At 52.6% G+C, this 13,701-nt stretch carries 14 protein-coding genes; 5 read left to right on the plus strand and 9 right to left on the minus strand.

Going from position 1 to position 13,701, the window contains the following annotated elements:
• The first annotated feature begins 164 nt into the window (after window positions 1-164).
• The gene (gene rmf, locus ACWPW2_RS06630) at window positions 165-332 is read left to right on the plus strand and encodes a ribosome modulation factor (RefSeq protein ID WP_023481470.1); all 168 of its coding nucleotides are present in this window, start codon (window positions 165-167) and stop codon (window positions 330-332) included.
• 69 nt (window positions 333-401) lie between these two features.
• Here rmf and fabA read toward each other — a convergent pair whose 3' ends face one another.
• Both fabA and ACWPW2_RS06640 read right to left on the minus strand, forming a co-directional pair.
• On the minus strand, window positions 402-920 hold the full coding sequence (gene fabA, locus ACWPW2_RS06635) for a bifunctional 3-hydroxydecanoyl-ACP dehydratase/trans-2-decenoyl-ACP isomerase (protein ID WP_023481591.1): 519 nt from the start codon (window positions 918-920) through the stop codon (window positions 402-404).
• 84 nt (window positions 921-1,004) lie between these two features.
• Entirely contained in the window at window positions 1,005-2,750 is a 1,746-nt protein-coding gene (locus tag ACWPW2_RS06640; protein WP_312119747.1) for a Lon protease family protein, read from the minus strand.
• Window positions 2,751-2,932: 182 nt separating this feature from the next.
• Between ACWPW2_RS06640 and matP the strand changes: the two genes are divergently transcribed.
• On the plus strand, window positions 2,933-3,385 hold the full coding sequence (gene matP / locus ACWPW2_RS06645) for a macrodomain Ter protein MatP (RefSeq protein ID WP_023481810.1): 453 nt from the start codon (window positions 2,933-2,935) through the stop codon (window positions 3,383-3,385).
• A gap of 86 nt (window positions 3,386-3,471) precedes the next feature.
• Here the strand turns inward: matP and ompA are convergent, their stop codons facing one another.
• Window positions 3,472-4,521: a porin OmpA gene (gene ompA, locus ACWPW2_RS06650; RefSeq protein ID WP_023481315.1), complete on the minus strand. Its 1,050-nt coding sequence runs from the start codon at window positions 4,519-4,521 to the stop codon at window positions 3,472-3,474.
• A 367-nt stretch (window positions 4,522-4,888) separates the two neighbouring features.
• Complete coding sequence (gene sulA / locus ACWPW2_RS06655) at window positions 4,889-5,398, minus strand: SOS-induced cell division inhibitor SulA (RefSeq protein WP_023481514.1); 510 nt, start codon at window positions 5,396-5,398, stop codon at window positions 4,889-4,891.
• 216 nt (window positions 5,399-5,614) lie between these two features.
• Here sulA and ACWPW2_RS06660 point away from each other — a divergent pair, with 216 nt between their 5' ends.
• A complete protein-coding gene (locus tag ACWPW2_RS06660; protein WP_023481698.1) occupies window positions 5,615-6,235 on the plus strand; it encodes a TfoX/Sxy family DNA transformation protein in 621 nt (206 codons plus the stop codon).
• Here the strand turns inward: ACWPW2_RS06660 and yccS are convergent.
• Both yccS and ACWPW2_RS06670 read right to left on the minus strand, forming a co-directional pair.
• On the minus strand, window positions 6,232-8,358 hold the full coding sequence (gene yccS / locus ACWPW2_RS06665) for a YccS family putative transporter (protein WP_454121973.1): 2,127 nt from the start codon (window positions 8,356-8,358) through the stop codon (window positions 6,232-6,234). The genes ACWPW2_RS06660 and yccS overlap by 4 nt on opposite strands.
• Window positions 8,359-8,372: 14 nt before the next feature.
• Window positions 8,373-8,819, minus strand: a complete 447-nt coding sequence (locus ACWPW2_RS06670; RefSeq protein ID WP_279791917.1) for a YccF domain-containing protein — start codon at window positions 8,817-8,819, stop codon at window positions 8,373-8,375.
• A gap of 122 nt (window positions 8,820-8,941) precedes the next feature.
• On the opposite strand from ACWPW2_RS06670, the gene helD reads away from it, so the two are divergent.
• Window positions 8,942-10,996, plus strand: coding sequence for a DNA helicase IV (gene helD / locus ACWPW2_RS06675; protein WP_454121975.1), 2,055 nt, complete (start codon window positions 8,942-8,944; stop codon window positions 10,994-10,996).
• Window positions 10,997-11,021: 25 nt separating this feature from the next.
• Here helD and mgsA read toward each other — a convergent pair whose 3' ends face one another.
• Entirely contained in the window at window positions 11,022-11,480 is a 459-nt protein-coding gene (mgsA, locus tag ACWPW2_RS06680) for a methylglyoxal synthase (protein ID WP_023481788.1), read from the minus strand.
• Between the two features lie 136 nt (window positions 11,481-11,616).
• Between mgsA and ACWPW2_RS06685 the strand changes: the two genes are divergently transcribed.
• Complete coding sequence (locus ACWPW2_RS06685; RefSeq protein ID WP_279792713.1) at window positions 11,617-12,030, plus strand: CoA-binding protein; 414 nt, start codon at window positions 11,617-11,619, stop codon at window positions 12,028-12,030.
• A gap of 29 nt (window positions 12,031-12,059) precedes the next feature.
• Here the strand turns inward: ACWPW2_RS06685 and hspQ are convergent, their stop codons facing one another.
• Both hspQ and rlmI read right to left on the minus strand, forming a co-directional pair.
• On the minus strand, window positions 12,060-12,377 hold the full coding sequence (gene hspQ / locus ACWPW2_RS06690) for a heat shock protein HspQ (RefSeq protein WP_023481608.1): 318 nt from the start codon (window positions 12,375-12,377) through the stop codon (window positions 12,060-12,062).
• A 60-nt stretch (window positions 12,378-12,437) separates the two neighbouring features.
• A complete protein-coding gene (gene rlmI, locus ACWPW2_RS06695; RefSeq protein WP_454121978.1) occupies window positions 12,438-13,628 on the minus strand; it encodes a 23S rRNA (cytosine(1962)-C(5))-methyltransferase RlmI in 1,191 nt (396 codons plus the stop codon).
• Window positions 13,629-13,701: the final 73 nt, after the last annotated feature.

A 13,701-nucleotide genomic window follows, 5' to 3' on the forward strand; every position in this document is an offset into this window, starting at 1 on the left:
CGTTTGTTGTACAAATGAAGTTTTGTCCAGGTCACATTTATGACACTGGCGTGAATTTTGCGCATTGACGACGCGGTCCATTCAGGGTATTTGTGACCTGTGGTTGCACATTAAGTGACCACTGTTTTCTTTTCCACCAGATAAAAGAATGAGGGAAACGAGGCATGAAGAGACAAAAACGCGATCGCCTGGAACGGGCACATCAACGTGGTTATCAGGCTGGTATTACGGGACGCTCTAAAGAGATGTGTCCGTACCAAACCCTGAATCAAAGGTCCGAGTGGCTTGGAGGCTGGCGACAGGCCATGGAGGACAGGGCAGTGACTGCCTGATTCTGTCTCTTTAGAAAAAGAAACCTCCGCAATGCGGAGGTTTCGCGTTTTGGCAGGGTAGCGCTGCTATCAGAAAGCAGAGGTATCCTGGAACAGACCGACTTTCAGATCGGATGCTGTGTAGATAAGACGATCGTCAACCAGCACTTCACCATCAGCCAGACCCATGATCAAACGACGGTTTACGATGCGTTTGAAATGGATGCGGTAGGTGACTTTTTTCGCTGTTGGCAGAACCTGACCGGTAAATTTCACTTCACCTACGCCAAGCGCACGACCTTTGCCTTCACCGCCCAGCCAGCCCAGGTAGAAACCAACCAGCTGCCACATAGCATCAAGACCGAGGCAGCCCGGCATAACCGGATCGCCGATAAAGTGGCAACCAAAGAACCACAGGTCCGGATTGATATCCAGTTCAGCTTCTACGTAGCCTTTATCGAAGTTACCGCCGGTCTCAGACATTTTGACCACACGGTCCATCATCAGCATATTCGGAGCCGGTAATTGCGGGCCTTTTTCGCCAAACAGTTCGCCGCGACCAGAGGCAAGAAGATCTTCTTTTGTATAGGATTCGCGTTTATCTACCATGTTCTTAATAAGCCTTATTTGTAATTTCGCACGCAGGATAGCTAACACGTGTACGCTGAACAAGTCCGATCAGTTAACAGTGAACTAGTTTAGCCAGCGTAACGGCCAGGGAAAGCGATGGCGAGCCTCTTGTTGGGTTGCCTGCGCGATGCGTTCGAGAATGATTTGCTTGAGGTTGGTTTGCCCTTCAGCGTCCCATGCCAGACCCATCAATAAGGGTAGCGCATCTGTCACATCATCCACTGCCCAGATGGAAAATTGCTTCGCCTCAATGGCATCCAGCAGCTCCTGGCGTAAACATAAATGCCGCACATTCGCTGAAGGGATGATGACCCCTTGCTCGCCGGTCAGTTCACGCTGCTGGCAGATGGCGAAAAAGCCTTCAATCTTTTCATTTAAACCGCCAACGGGCTGGCAACGACCGAACTGATCGACAGAGCCGGTGATAGCAAGGCGTTGATTAACCGGCACCTCTGCCAGCGCACTGATAAGTGCGCAGAGCTCAGCCATTGAAGCGCTGTCGCCATCTACTTCACTGTAGGACTGCTCAAAGGTGAGCGACGCCGAAAACGGGATCTGTTGCTCAAGATCCAGCTCTGAGATCAGAAACGCCTGCATGATCATCATCCCTTTCGCATGGATGTTCCCGCCGAGTTCTGCTTTGCGCTCAATATCATTGAATTCACCGTCACCGATATGCACAACGCAGCTGATGCGCGAGGGTTCGCCAAACGCGCGCGGATGGCCCGGGAATTCAATTACTGAAAGGGCATTAACCTGGCCGATACGTTCACCTTCGGTTTCGATAAGGATTTGCTCGAGCAGGATCTCATCCTGCATCCGCTCGGCAAGGAAACCCTCTCGCCACTCACGCTGAGCAAGCATCGAGGTCAGGGCATCGTTATCAAAGGTGTCGTCAGCCGTTAATGCCGCAACCTCGCGCAGTTGGCGCGAGAGCCACAAAGGGCAGAGCGGTAATGTTTCTTGATCGCCGGTATAACGCACGGCTTCACGAATTAACGTGGCCCAGGCATCCGCTGCCGGCGTCGGTAACTGTGCGGCGCTGGCCGTTTGTTCCACCCACTGACGCCATACGCGCAGCGTGTCGCTATCTGTAACCTGCAAGGTCTCTTCGTATTCGCTGTAAATCGCCTGGGCAGCGAGTTCCGGCTCCATCTCCTGGAACTCTGCCAGCGAGTCGCGCTCGCCGACCAGCACCACTTTCAGATCCAGCGGCATTGACGGCACCGACACCGGTAGCGGGCGCGACTCGTCAAATGACACCCAGTCGAAACGGCGCTGCGTAACCATGGTTTTCAGGCGCATCCAGAGGAGTGGCTGGGCTAAAAGAGCACGCAACGAAATCAGCAATACGCCGCCGTTTGCCTGATGAACCAGGCCTGGCTGGAGGGTGATCTCTTGATTAAACTGACGCAGACAGCCGAAAAGCTGCTCGGCTTCAACCCAGTCGGCAACCACAACAGGTTGCTTACCGACGAAATTACTCGCGGGATTAGTAGTGGGTTCGAAACGCACAGTTGAGCCGTTAATATCGTACTGCCCGCCTAAAGGGGTGTGCGTGGCAGGCAGAAGCGAGGTGAGCGTTTCACCAATAAGCGTGAGATATTCGGCTTCTTCTGGCGCTTTTGTCAGTAAAAAGCGCGATGTTGCGCGCGGGTAGAGCAACTGCTCAAGCGCATAGTGCAATCGGGGCTGAGTATCGGCCAGTGAGAAGTCCGTTTCGCTCGCTAATGCGGACGATTCAAACACGTCCTGATAGCTATCTGTATCAGGAACCAGGTCGTTCCATTCAAGTTTTGTAGTGGTCAAAGTCGTTTTTTTAGTTAGCTGTAAAAGGCGGGATTATACCGTAAACGCTGGCGCATCACACAATGATTACAACTTTCAGCCAGCCTGACCCGGCAGATCGACTCTTCCTGGTGATTTCTTCTGAGCAGAGTCTTAAAAAACTGATATTCTGGACTCAGTTACGCGGTTACGTTGAGAGAGAAATGAAATATCAACAACTGGAAAATCTCGAAAGCGGCTGGAAATGGAAGTATCTGGTTAAAAAGCACCGTGAAGGGGAGTTAATCACCCGCTATGTGGAAGCCAGCGCGGCTAAAGAGGCCGTCGATAATTTATTGACCCTCGAAAATGAGCCCGTGCGCGTTAACGCCTGGATAGAGCAGCATATTAATCCGGCGTTGATCAACCGCATGAAGCAGACTATTCGTGCGCGTCGTAAGCGGCATTTCAATGCCGAGCATCAGCATACGCGTAAAAAATCAATCGACCTGGAGTTTGTTGTCTGGCAACGACTGGCGGGGCTGGCACAGCGCCGCGGGAAGACGCTTTCCGAAACGATTGTCCAGTTGATTGAGGATGCAGAGCATAAAGAGAAGTATGCCTCGAAAATGTCGACCATAAAGCACGACCTGCAGGCGCTGCTCGGAAAAGAGTAGTCACCGGGCTTCCTGACTCTTCCCATATCCAGCCGCTACATAATAAAAAACCCCGCACAATGGCGGGGTTTTTTCTGACGGAGAACTTAAGCCTGCGGCTGAGTTACAACGTCTTTGATACCTTTAACTTCGATCTCAACGCGACGATCCGGACCCAGGCAATCGATCAGAGCAGCGCGTGCTTTCACGTTGTCACAGGTGTTGCCGGTAACCGGGTTGGATTCACCCATGCCACGTGCGGAGATTTTGTTAGCCGGGATACCTTTAGAAACCAGGTAATCAACAACGGACTGAGCACGTTTCTCAGACAGACCCTGGTTGTAAGAGTCAGAACCGATGCGGTCGGTGAAGCCCAGAACCACTACGGAACCGTCTTTCGGATCCAGGTTGCTCAGCTGGCTGTACAGCTGATCCAGTGCCTGCTGACCTTCCGGTTTCAGGGTTGCTTTGTTGAAAGTGAACAGAACGTCAGACTTCAGAGTGAAGTGCTTGGTCTGTACTTCCGGAGCCGGAGCCGGAGTCGGAGCAACTACCGGTGCGGAATCTTCCTGCTGACCGAAACGGTAAGAAACACCCAGGCTCAGCAGACCGTTGTCCGGACGACCACCAACGGTGTTCGCGTCACCAATGTTGTTGGTCCATTGGTATTCCAGACGGGTAGCGATATCACGGGTAACTGCCCACTCAACACCACCAGCGAAGACCGGAGAAACGCCGGTATCGTGATCTTTGAAGCCCTGGTTGTTTTTAGCGTCTGCACGCCAAACCATACCACCCAGACGGGTGTACAGATCAACGTCATCAGCAATCGGGTAACCCAGTTTAGCGGTCAGCTGAACGCCCTGAGCTTTGAATGCGCCGTTTACATCGCTGCCTTTGTACGGCATGCGACCCAGCCAGTCATAGCCCATTTCAAAGCCAACGTACGGGTTAACCTGATAACCACCGAACGCACCAGCGCCTAACTGGCTCTCGTGAGTCGGGCCATTGTTAGGGATCTGGTTGTTACCAACATCGTGGAACTGAGACCAGCCCAGTTTAGCACCGGTGTACCAGGTGTTATCTTTCGGAGCGGCCTGCGCTACGGTAGCGAAGCCAGCCAGTGCCACTGCAATCGCGATAGCTGTCTTTTTCATTTTTTGCGCCTCGTTATCATCCAAAAATCGCCATGGAAATCTCGTCGAGAAGTCACGGTTAAATCCTTCACCGGGGGCATTGCTCACTGACAACTCTGCAGATATCTTTACCGATATCTTTGGCTTATGCCGAGCACCCCTGGCGATGTAAAGTCTACAACGTAGTTGGAAACTTACAAGTGTGAAGTCCGTCAGGCATATGAAAAAAAAGGCTTTGTGTACACAAAATTTAACATTTGTGCTCAAATATCGTTCATCATTGATGAGTGGCAAACCACGCCGCACAAGCTTTGCGGCTCTATTTAGCTAATAAATAGGGGATGCTGGCCGAGGCGAAAAATAATCCCAGGAAAAGTCCTAAATTTACTCAATGATACAAATTTGAGTGAATTTTTATCCCGGAAAGCTGTCTCGCAGCGAGGGGATTGCGACGAATTGGACGCATAACAAAGCCAATCGCATTGCCCTCTTCGGCTGCCGATGCCAGGCGGCGATGCTCATCTTCCGTCAACTCCTCAGTATGCCAGCCGATGACAACGCTGAAATTACCGGTACGTAACGCGCGGATCATGGAGTCCAGCGTGACCCCGGGAGAGAGTTGATTAATCTGCATCACTTTAGTCAACGGCAAGCCCGCAGATTGAACCCATTCACGGCTTAATTTCTGTTGCGGTGTTAACCACAGCTGCCAGCGTGACTGCTGACCAAGCTGCTGCAGCAATGGCAGCAGTAATAACTGAGTCATCATGGGCTGGTCTTCATGGTAAACCACTTCGCTAATCAGCCCGGTAGCGAGAGTAGTCGATTCGCTCTGGTTCAATGTATTAATCGCGGAAGCGGATGTTTTAGAACGATTTGCATAGCCTGAAGTGTGCATAAGCAATCCAGCCCTCTGAGTTACTGTATAAACATACAGTACCCGTACAGTGTTTAAAGATCAACCTCAATTTCTGAAAGCATCTCGCATTTTTGTTTTGTGAATGCGGCTCAATACAAAATTTGCTTGCCGTCGCGCGCACAGTTGCCTATGTTCCTGATTACTGGATCCGCTTACGGAAAAACGCATTACCAGGTGATTTATAAAGGAAAAATCATGGAAGACTTATCTTATCAACGGATATATCAATCGCGCGAATATCTCACTTCACTCGGTCAAATTAGCCATCGCGCCCACTTTGGTGGTTATAGCCTTGCAGTGGATAACATCGTTTTTGCGATGATAGCCGAGGGGGAACTTTACTTACGCGCCTGTGATGAAAGCGCACAGTATGATGTAGTCCGGCGTGCACCACTTTTAAGTCTCAACAAGCGGGGGCGTCAGATATCGTTAAATTATTTTTATGTCAGCGATAGTGTATGGGGTGACCGCGGCTTGCTGCTGAAGCTTTCTACGCTTGCGCTTGATGCGGCAAAACGGGAGAAAGCGCAGCGCGAAAAACTTTTTCGTCTGCGCGATCTACCCAATATCTCCAGTCAACTCGAGTTTCAATTGCAGCAGGCCGGCATCAAAGATGCGCAAATCCTGCGGCTACTTGGTGCAAAAGTTTGCTGGCTCCGACTTCGGAAAATGAACAAACAGCTCAGTGTAAAAGTGTTATTTGCACTGGAAGGGGCCATTGTCGGCATTCATGAAGCAGCGCTTCCGGCAAGTCGACGGCAGGCGCTGCTTGAGTGGTCTAATGATGTGATGAATAAAGGAGCTAACCCTCTCTAAACTATTTGGTTTTTTAAACGAGAAACCTCCGGCAATAACGCTATCAACAGGCCAACCTGTTGTAATACCAGCGGCTCTTTGCTGTCAGGGCGCGGATCCAGTTGCTTGATGCGCTGCGATAAATCAGCAAGCGCATCCTGCACCCGCCCCTGATCGGCAGGCGAATGATGGAGGGCATCATCTACATAACACACCGCGTCATCCAGTAGACGCAACGCTTCAGGTTGGGTTAATTGCTCGCGATGAGCTCCCAGCGCAGAAATGTAGCTTATAAAGGTCTGATTAAGGCAAAGCAATCTGAACGCCACTTCACGTAGTTCAGGTGAGGTGCCAGGTTCTGAAGACATATTCGACACGACCGAAGCCAGTTCAGCATCGCGGTTGTAAGCGTTACGCCTGGCGATGCGATAGGCCAGCCGGTTATCGCGCCCCTGATGATACTGCTCGAGGATCGCGTCAAGATAACGGCAGTTGGCATTAAACGCCTTCTCCGTGACGCTCGCAAGGTTTCTGAAGCGCCAGTCCGGCCAAATAAAACTCACTGCCGCCCAGGCGATAGCGCAGCCAATTAACGTATCAATGATGCGCGGGATAGCCACTTCGAATCCTTCGCCGAGCAGGTTGAAACAGAGTAATACCAGCAGCGAGATGAACATTGTGGCATGGGCATATTGCACCGTGCGGAATGAGAAAAAGAGCACGCCGGTAATAACAATCAGCAGCAACTGCCCCTCTTGCGAAGGAACAAAATAGAGCACCGGCAAACCTATCGCCACGCCAACCAGCGTGCCGATGACGCGCAAGCTCAGACGATGGCGCGTCGCATTGTAGTTCGGCTGGCAAACGAACAGGCTGGTTAACAGGATCCAGTAGCCATGTTGTAAACCGGTCAGATGGATAAAGGCGTAGCCGATACAGAGCACGACGGACATCCGCACCGCATGGCGAAACAGGGCAGATTCGGGTGTCAGGTTTTGGCGCAGGCGTAACCAGACGTCGTTTAAGCCGTTCAGGCTGTCGTCGGCGAGCTGATTTTCCGTCTCGCCATGCGCCTGAGGATGAGGCTGTCCTGATTCAATCGCTGCCAGTTGTGCGTCGATGGCGCGTAGATTATCCAGTAAAAACCCGAGCGCTTTGACATGCTCGGGAGTGGTTTCCCCGCTGCTTTTTATCCGCGCCAGCGCGGCGTCAAGGTGAAGGAATACCCGTTCAAAACGGCTGTCATGCTGATAGGGTTCACGTAGCAAAATAGCGCGGGAGAGCTGTGCGCAGGCCTGAGATTGCATCGAAAGGAGGCGTTGAAAGCGGAACATAACGTCGCTATAGCGAAAATGCTCGCGCAGGGTTTGATACTGAATGTGCGATGAGCTCGCGCGTTCATGGATATCTTGTGCCGCAAAGTAGTAATGCAGCGCCTGGCGCGTGCTTCGCTGTCCACGATCGCCTCGTAAACGCGTGAGCATTGTGCCCTTCGTCTGATTAAGCGTAGTGACCAGTTGGCTATTTGATAAGGCGAGTTCATATAAAGGTGCCTGACTGGGTTCCTCAATATCAGGGTCGAAAAGGCGTGATTTCAACTCCAGATAGTGGGCAAGCTGCTCATAGCACCGCGCCAGATTGTCCTGTAGTGCGCGAACGGGGAAAACCAGATGCCCGACCAGCGTCAGTAGGTTGAACCACACGGCGCCAGCCAGCAACAGCAAGGGTTGCTGGTACCAGTGCTCGAAAAGCGAGACGCCCAGCATGGTGTAAACAGCAATCAGCAGCGCACCAAAGGCAATAGTGGCATATCGTTGACCTAACCCACCCAGCAAGATAAAGCCGATAGTTGAGCTTACCAGGCCAAGCGCGAATAGCCATGGCCAGGGGAATAGCAACTCCACCGATGCCGAAGCGATAAAAAAGGAGACCAGCGTGATGACCAGGTTTTTTAACCGCCCGGTAAGGCGGTCATCGAGGTCGGCCAGCGCCGCGGCAACCACGCCAAGAGTTAATGGAATGGTCAGTTTAACTTCGCCAAGGTGCCACGGTAACGCGGCGGTGCCGCAAAGGGCGATAAAGATCCTGACGTTATACAGCCAGGCGCTGTTCCATGTGTAACGGCGAAGCAAGGGGCTCAACATAAGAGGGGATCCGATTACTGAAAACGACGACGCGCGTTGGCTTCACGTGCAGCCCGTGCCGTTTCAACGGAAACAACACGACGCCCTACCGGCCATAACGCGATAGCGGCGATTTTAAAATTCGCCACACCAACCGGGATGCCAATAATTGTCAGGCATTGAGTCACGCCAGCAATGATATGCATCAAGCAAAGCCACCAGCCAAACAGGATAAACCAGACAACATTCAGTAAGGTTCCCCCCGCGTTCAGCAGACCATTCTTACCGTCTGGAGAGAGTTCATCGACATGAACCGCCTCATTTCCCCACGGAATCAGGGAGAGCTTGGTGATCTCCCAGCATGAACGCGTGAGCGGAAGGGTCACGATTAACAGCACGCTAACAACAGTTGCCACCAGCCAGCCCAGTGTCGTGGCAAAACCACCGAGGACAAAATTCAGGATATTCAAAATGGTACGCATAAAACCTCATTTGAGTTCCGGGTACTGATCATTGCGGCAATTGTAACGATTTTTTGGACTGGAGCACCAATTCTCTGACAGGTAAACTGGCAATAATTGTCACAAGCTGAGATCACCAAGAGATGGAACTGAAAGCGACTTCCCTGGGAAAACGCCTGGCGCAGCACCCTTACGATCGCGCGACCATCCTGCATGCAGGTATAAAAGTAGCGGGCGACCGCCATGAATACCTCATTCCCTTCAACCAATTATTGGCGATTGAGTGTAAGCGGGGCCTGGTTTGGGGAGAGATGGAATTTCAGCTGGCAGATAACAAAGTGGTGCGCTTGCATGGCACCGAGTGGAGTGACACGCAGCGTTTTTACCACCTTCTGAATGAACGCTGGCGCAGCTGGAGCGCGGAGATGAGCGAGGTAGCGGCAGAACTCCTGTCGGGACAGCTGGCGCTTATCTCTGAACGTATCGATCCGTCCAGATGGTTGACGCGTAGCCAGTTGACCGGCGTACAGCATCAGCTGCAGGAGGCTTTTTCTGCGCTTCCGATACCCACCAGCCGTCTGTCAGAATTTGATAATTGCCGCACGCTCTGGCAACAGTGCCAGGCATGGTTGCTGGATGTTGAAGGACGTCGGGCGGAACATAATCACGCCTTTACCGAAACGATGTTGAAGCAGTATGCGAGCTTTTTTGAACAGGTTGAAAGCTCGCCTCTGAATCCGGCGCAAGCGAGAGCCGTGGTCAATGGCGAGCACTCTCTTCTGGTATTGGCTGGGGCTGGCAGCGGCAAAACCTCGGTGCTGGTGGCGCGCGCCGGTTGGCTACTGGCACGCGGCGAGGCATCTGCCGATCAAATTCTTCTGCTCGCTTTTGGCCGTAAAGCAGCCCAGGAGATGGATGAGCGCATTCGCGAGCGGTTGCATAGCGATGAGATCACCGCGCGAACTTTTCATGCGCTGGCTCTCTATATCATTCAGCAAGGCAGCAAGAAAGTGCCTGCACTGAGCGAGCTGGAAAACGACACTAACGCACGATTGGCGCTGTTAACCCAGACCTGGGTGCAGCAGTGCAGCGAGAAAAAAGCGCAGGCTAAAGGGTGGCGGCAGTGGCTGGAGGAGGAACTGGGCTGGCATATTCCTGAAGGGAATTACTGGGATGACGAGGCGTTACAGCGGCGAGTTGCACCACGTTTGGATCGCTGGATAAGTTTGATGCGCATGCATGGCGGCGCTCAGGCGGAAATGATCGCCAGCGCGCCGGAAGAGATACGCGATCTCTTTGCCAAACGCATCAAATTAATGGCTCCGTTGCTAAAAGCATGGAAGACCGCGCTTAAGGAAGAGAACGCCGTCGACTTTTCGGGGCTTATTCATCAGGCCATCAACGTGCTGGAAAAAGAACGCTTTATCAGCCCGTGGAAGCATATTCTGGTGGATGAGTTCCAGGATATTTCACCCCAGCGCGCTGCTCTGCTGGCGGCGTTACGCAAACAGAATACGCAAACAACGCTTTTTGCAGTCGGCGATGACTGGCAGGCCATCTACCGCTTCAGCGGCGCGCAACTTTCGCTTACCACCGCTTTTCATCACTATTTTGGTGAAGGCGATCTCTGTGCTCTTGATACAACGTATCGCTTTAATTCCCGCATCGGTGAAGTGGCGAACCGCTTTATTCAGCAAAACCCCGCGCAGCTTGCCAAGCCGCTTAACAGCTTGCTGGCAGGTGATAAAAAATCCGTGACGCTGCTGGCAGAGGATCAACTTGATGCGCTGCTCGATAAGCTAAGCGGCTTCGCGAAGCCGGAGGAGCGGATCCTGCTGCTGGCCCGCTATCATCACGCCAGGCCGAAAAGCCTCGACAAAGCGGTTACGCGATGGCCGAAACTGCAACTGGATTTTATGACTGTCCATGCCAGCAAAGGGCAGCAGGCGGACTATGTCATTATTGTTGGGTTAAAAGAGGGGCCGGACGGGTTCCCTGCTCCAGCGCGGGAATCAATTATGGAACAGGCGCTTTTGCCTGAGGAAGAGGAATTTCCTGACGCGGAAGAGCGTCGTCTGCTCTATGTTGCACTGACGCGAGCACGTAAACGCGTATGGTTACTCTTCAACAAGGATGAACCATCACGCTTTGTTGAAATACTCAAATCGCTGGATGTACCCGTTGCCAGGAAGCCCTGAACGCAGGCGGCTTTGCCGCCTGACGTTACTTCAACCGCTCAGCCAGATAGCGCTGATAGTCTGGAATCAAAATATCAACGCTGTGGTTAAATTGCGGGGATTCGATAATAAAATCGGCGGTTGAGAGGTTGGTTGCCACAGGAATATTCCATACCGTTGCCAGGCGAAGCAGGGCTTTTACATCAGGATCGTGAGGTACCGCGTTTAGTGGATCCCAGAAGAAAATAAGTACGTCGATTTTACCTTCAGAGATGAGTGCGCCGACCTGCTGATCGCCACCCATCGGGCCGCTTAACATCGCATTCACTTCCAGCCCGGTTGCACGTTGAATCAAATTGCCGGTAGTGCCGGTTGCATACAGTTGATGTGCTGCCAGCACGGGCTGGTGCCGCTCAACCCATTTCATTAATAACTGCTTGCAGTGATCGTGCGCGACAAGGGCGATGTTCTTGCGTACGGGTAGCGTACGAGTGGTTGATTCCATGATCTATTTCCGTCAATGATGTTTGCTACAGATTACTGGAAGCACTTGATGCTGCAAGAGAAGCGAATAAAAAAAACAGAAAATGGTTGAGTTACCCCGATTGATTTACACTTTGTGAAATCAAGCGGAGGAAATGATGAAAGAGACCGATATTGCCGAGATTTTACGCGCTACGCACACCATCGCTCTGGTTGGCGCAAGCGACAAACCCGATCGTCCCAGCTACCGCGTCATGAAGTACCTGTTAGATCAGGGCTATCATGTGATCCCAGTCTCACCAAAAGTGGCGGGAACGACGCTGTTGGGGCAGCAGGGGTATGCCACGCTGGCAGAAGTGCCAGAAAAAATTGATATGGTGGATGTGTTCCGCAACTCTGAAGCCGCATGGGACGTTGCGCAAGAGGCGATCGCCGTGGGGGCGAAAACGTTATGGATGCAACTGGGCGTGATTAACGAGCAGGCTGCTGTGCTGGCGCAGGAAGCGGGGTTAAACGTAGTGATGGATCGCTGCCCGGCGATTGAAATCCCGCGGCTGGGTTTGGCTAAATAAAAAAATACCCCGCCGGTTGCGGGGTACGATCAGTTTCGCAGCCTTGGTGCCTGTAACTGACGCCGAATGGTGCGCGCCAGTTCATCCATTGAAGGCTGTTCAGGATGCTCATCCGTTATTTCGCTGGTGAGCTGCGCTTCGGCCAGATAAGTGTGGACGGGTTGACCGTCGTCATCTTCCATCACTACGTGGTACCAGGGCAGTATGCGTAACTCGTCATTGACCGCCAGCTCGTCGGCTGACGGCTCATCAAGCGAGTACTCTGGGTCGATATCGACCACTACGCCAAGATACCCCAGCAGTGAGTGGCGAACCTGCTGACCGATACCGAATTTGCTGGCTATCATTGTCACCTCCCGGGAACCTTAGATAACCCCAAATATGGGGGCGCGGCTCCAGATTTCAACTTACATGACGCGACAGGCAAACCCTTTCAGATAAAGCCCTTCCGGGTAGGTTGCGATCACCGGGTGATCGGCGGCCTGGCGGAACTGGTCTATAAATTGTATATCACGCCCGGCATCTAAGGCGGCATCAGCGATGATTTTCTGAAATAAATCGGTGGTCATCAAACCTGAGCAGGAGAAGGTCAGCAGCACGCCGCCGGGATTGAGCAACTGAATAGCCAGCATGTTGATATCTTTGTAGCCGCGGCATGCACCCATTAGCTGGCTTTTGTTTTCAACGAATTTCGGCGGATCCATCACAATCACGTCGAAGGTTTCACCCTGATCGCGATATTTACGCAGCAGTTTAAACACATCATCGCGTACAAATTCCGCTTTACTCAGATCCAGCTTATTCAGGGAGACGTTCTGCTTCGCAACATCCAGCGCTTCCTGTGAAGTGTCTACGCTAACGACTTCGCGACAGCCGCCCATCAGTGCGGAGACGGCAAAGCCGCCAGTGTAAGAGAAGCAGTTAAGCACGCGTTTGTCAGCCACATAACGACGGGTCGCCAGGCGGCTGTCGCGTTGATCGAGGTAATAACCTGTCTTGTGCCCGCCCTGAATATCAACAAACAGCTTCATGCCGTTCTCTTCGATTGGCAGCAGCGGAGGGGGAAGCTCGCCCAGCACCGGGCCTTGTGTTAACTCCAGCCCCTCTTTTTTTCGCACCGCGACATCACTGCGATCGTAAATAGCGCATTCCGGATAGAGCGTTTGTAATGCCGAAAGGAGCGCGGGACGCTGATATTCCGCACCGGCGCTCAGCAGTTGCAGCACCAGAAAGTTGCCGAAACGGTCGATTGTTACGCCGGGTAAGCCGTCAGACTCGCCTGCAATCAGCCGGTAGCTGTCCAGACCATCGCGTCCGGCGAGCCAGTTACGCCACTGCTGCGCTTTCTGTAAGCGGCGGGTAAAGAAGTCGATATCAACGCTTTCGTCTTTATCAAATGTCCAGACGCGTGCGCGGATTTGTGAAGCGGGAGAGAGCGCTCCGCGGGCCAGCCATTTACCCTGATGATCGACAATATCCACGGTTTCTCCGAGGCTGGCTTTGCCTTCCATTCGCGCCACGGCGCCGGAAAACACCCAGGGATGACGACGCAACAATGACTTCTCGCGTCCTTTGGCTAACACTAAACGTACACTCATATTTGGCTATTCTGTCGGCTGAAGAAAATGGGCGCTATTGTCACGGGTTCGCCGGGTAAATGCAACGCGCCCG

The organism is Kosakonia sp. Marseille-Q7440 (genome assembly GCF_965119485.1).

Excerpts from the sequence above, each read along its gene's own strand:
- fabA (WP_023481591.1), bottom strand. The coding sequence starts at position 920 with ATGGTAGATAAACGCGAATCCTATACAAAAGAAGATCTTCTTGCCTCT.
- mgsA (WP_023481788.1), bottom strand. The coding sequence starts at position 11,480 with ATGGAATCAACCACTCGTACGCTACCCGTACGCAAGAACATCGCCCTT.
- ompA (WP_023481315.1), bottom strand. The coding sequence starts at position 4,521 with ATGAAAAAGACAGCTATCGCGATTGCAGTGGCACTGGCTGGCTTCGCT.
- rlmI (WP_454121978.1), bottom strand. The coding sequence starts at position 13,628 with ATGAGTGTACGTTTAGTGTTAGCCAAAGGACGCGAGAAGTCATTGTTG.
- ACWPW2_RS06685 (WP_279792713.1), top strand. The coding sequence starts at position 11,617 with ATGAAAGAGACCGATATTGCCGAGATTTTACGCGCTACGCACACCATC.
- sulA (WP_023481514.1), bottom strand. The coding sequence starts at position 5,398 with ATGCACACTTCAGGCTATGCAAATCGTTCTAAAACATCCGCTTCCGCG.
- matP (WP_023481810.1), top strand. The coding sequence starts at position 2,933 with ATGAAATATCAACAACTGGAAAATCTCGAAAGCGGCTGGAAATGGAAG.
- rmf (WP_023481470.1), top strand. The coding sequence starts at position 165 with ATGAAGAGACAAAAACGCGATCGCCTGGAACGGGCACATCAACGTGGT.
- yccS (WP_454121973.1), bottom strand. The coding sequence starts at position 8,358 with ATGTTGAGCCCCTTGCTTCGCCGTTACACATGGAACAGCGCCTGGCTG.
- hspQ (WP_023481608.1), bottom strand. The coding sequence starts at position 12,377 with ATGATAGCCAGCAAATTCGGTATCGGTCAGCAGGTTCGCCACTCACTG.
- ACWPW2_RS06670 (WP_279791917.1), bottom strand. The coding sequence starts at position 8,819 with ATGCGTACCATTTTGAATATCCTGAATTTTGTCCTCGGTGGTTTTGCC.
- ACWPW2_RS06660 (WP_023481698.1), top strand. The coding sequence starts at position 5,615 with ATGGAAGACTTATCTTATCAACGGATATATCAATCGCGCGAATATCTC.
- helD (WP_454121975.1), top strand. The coding sequence starts at position 8,942 with ATGGAACTGAAAGCGACTTCCCTGGGAAAACGCCTGGCGCAGCACCCT.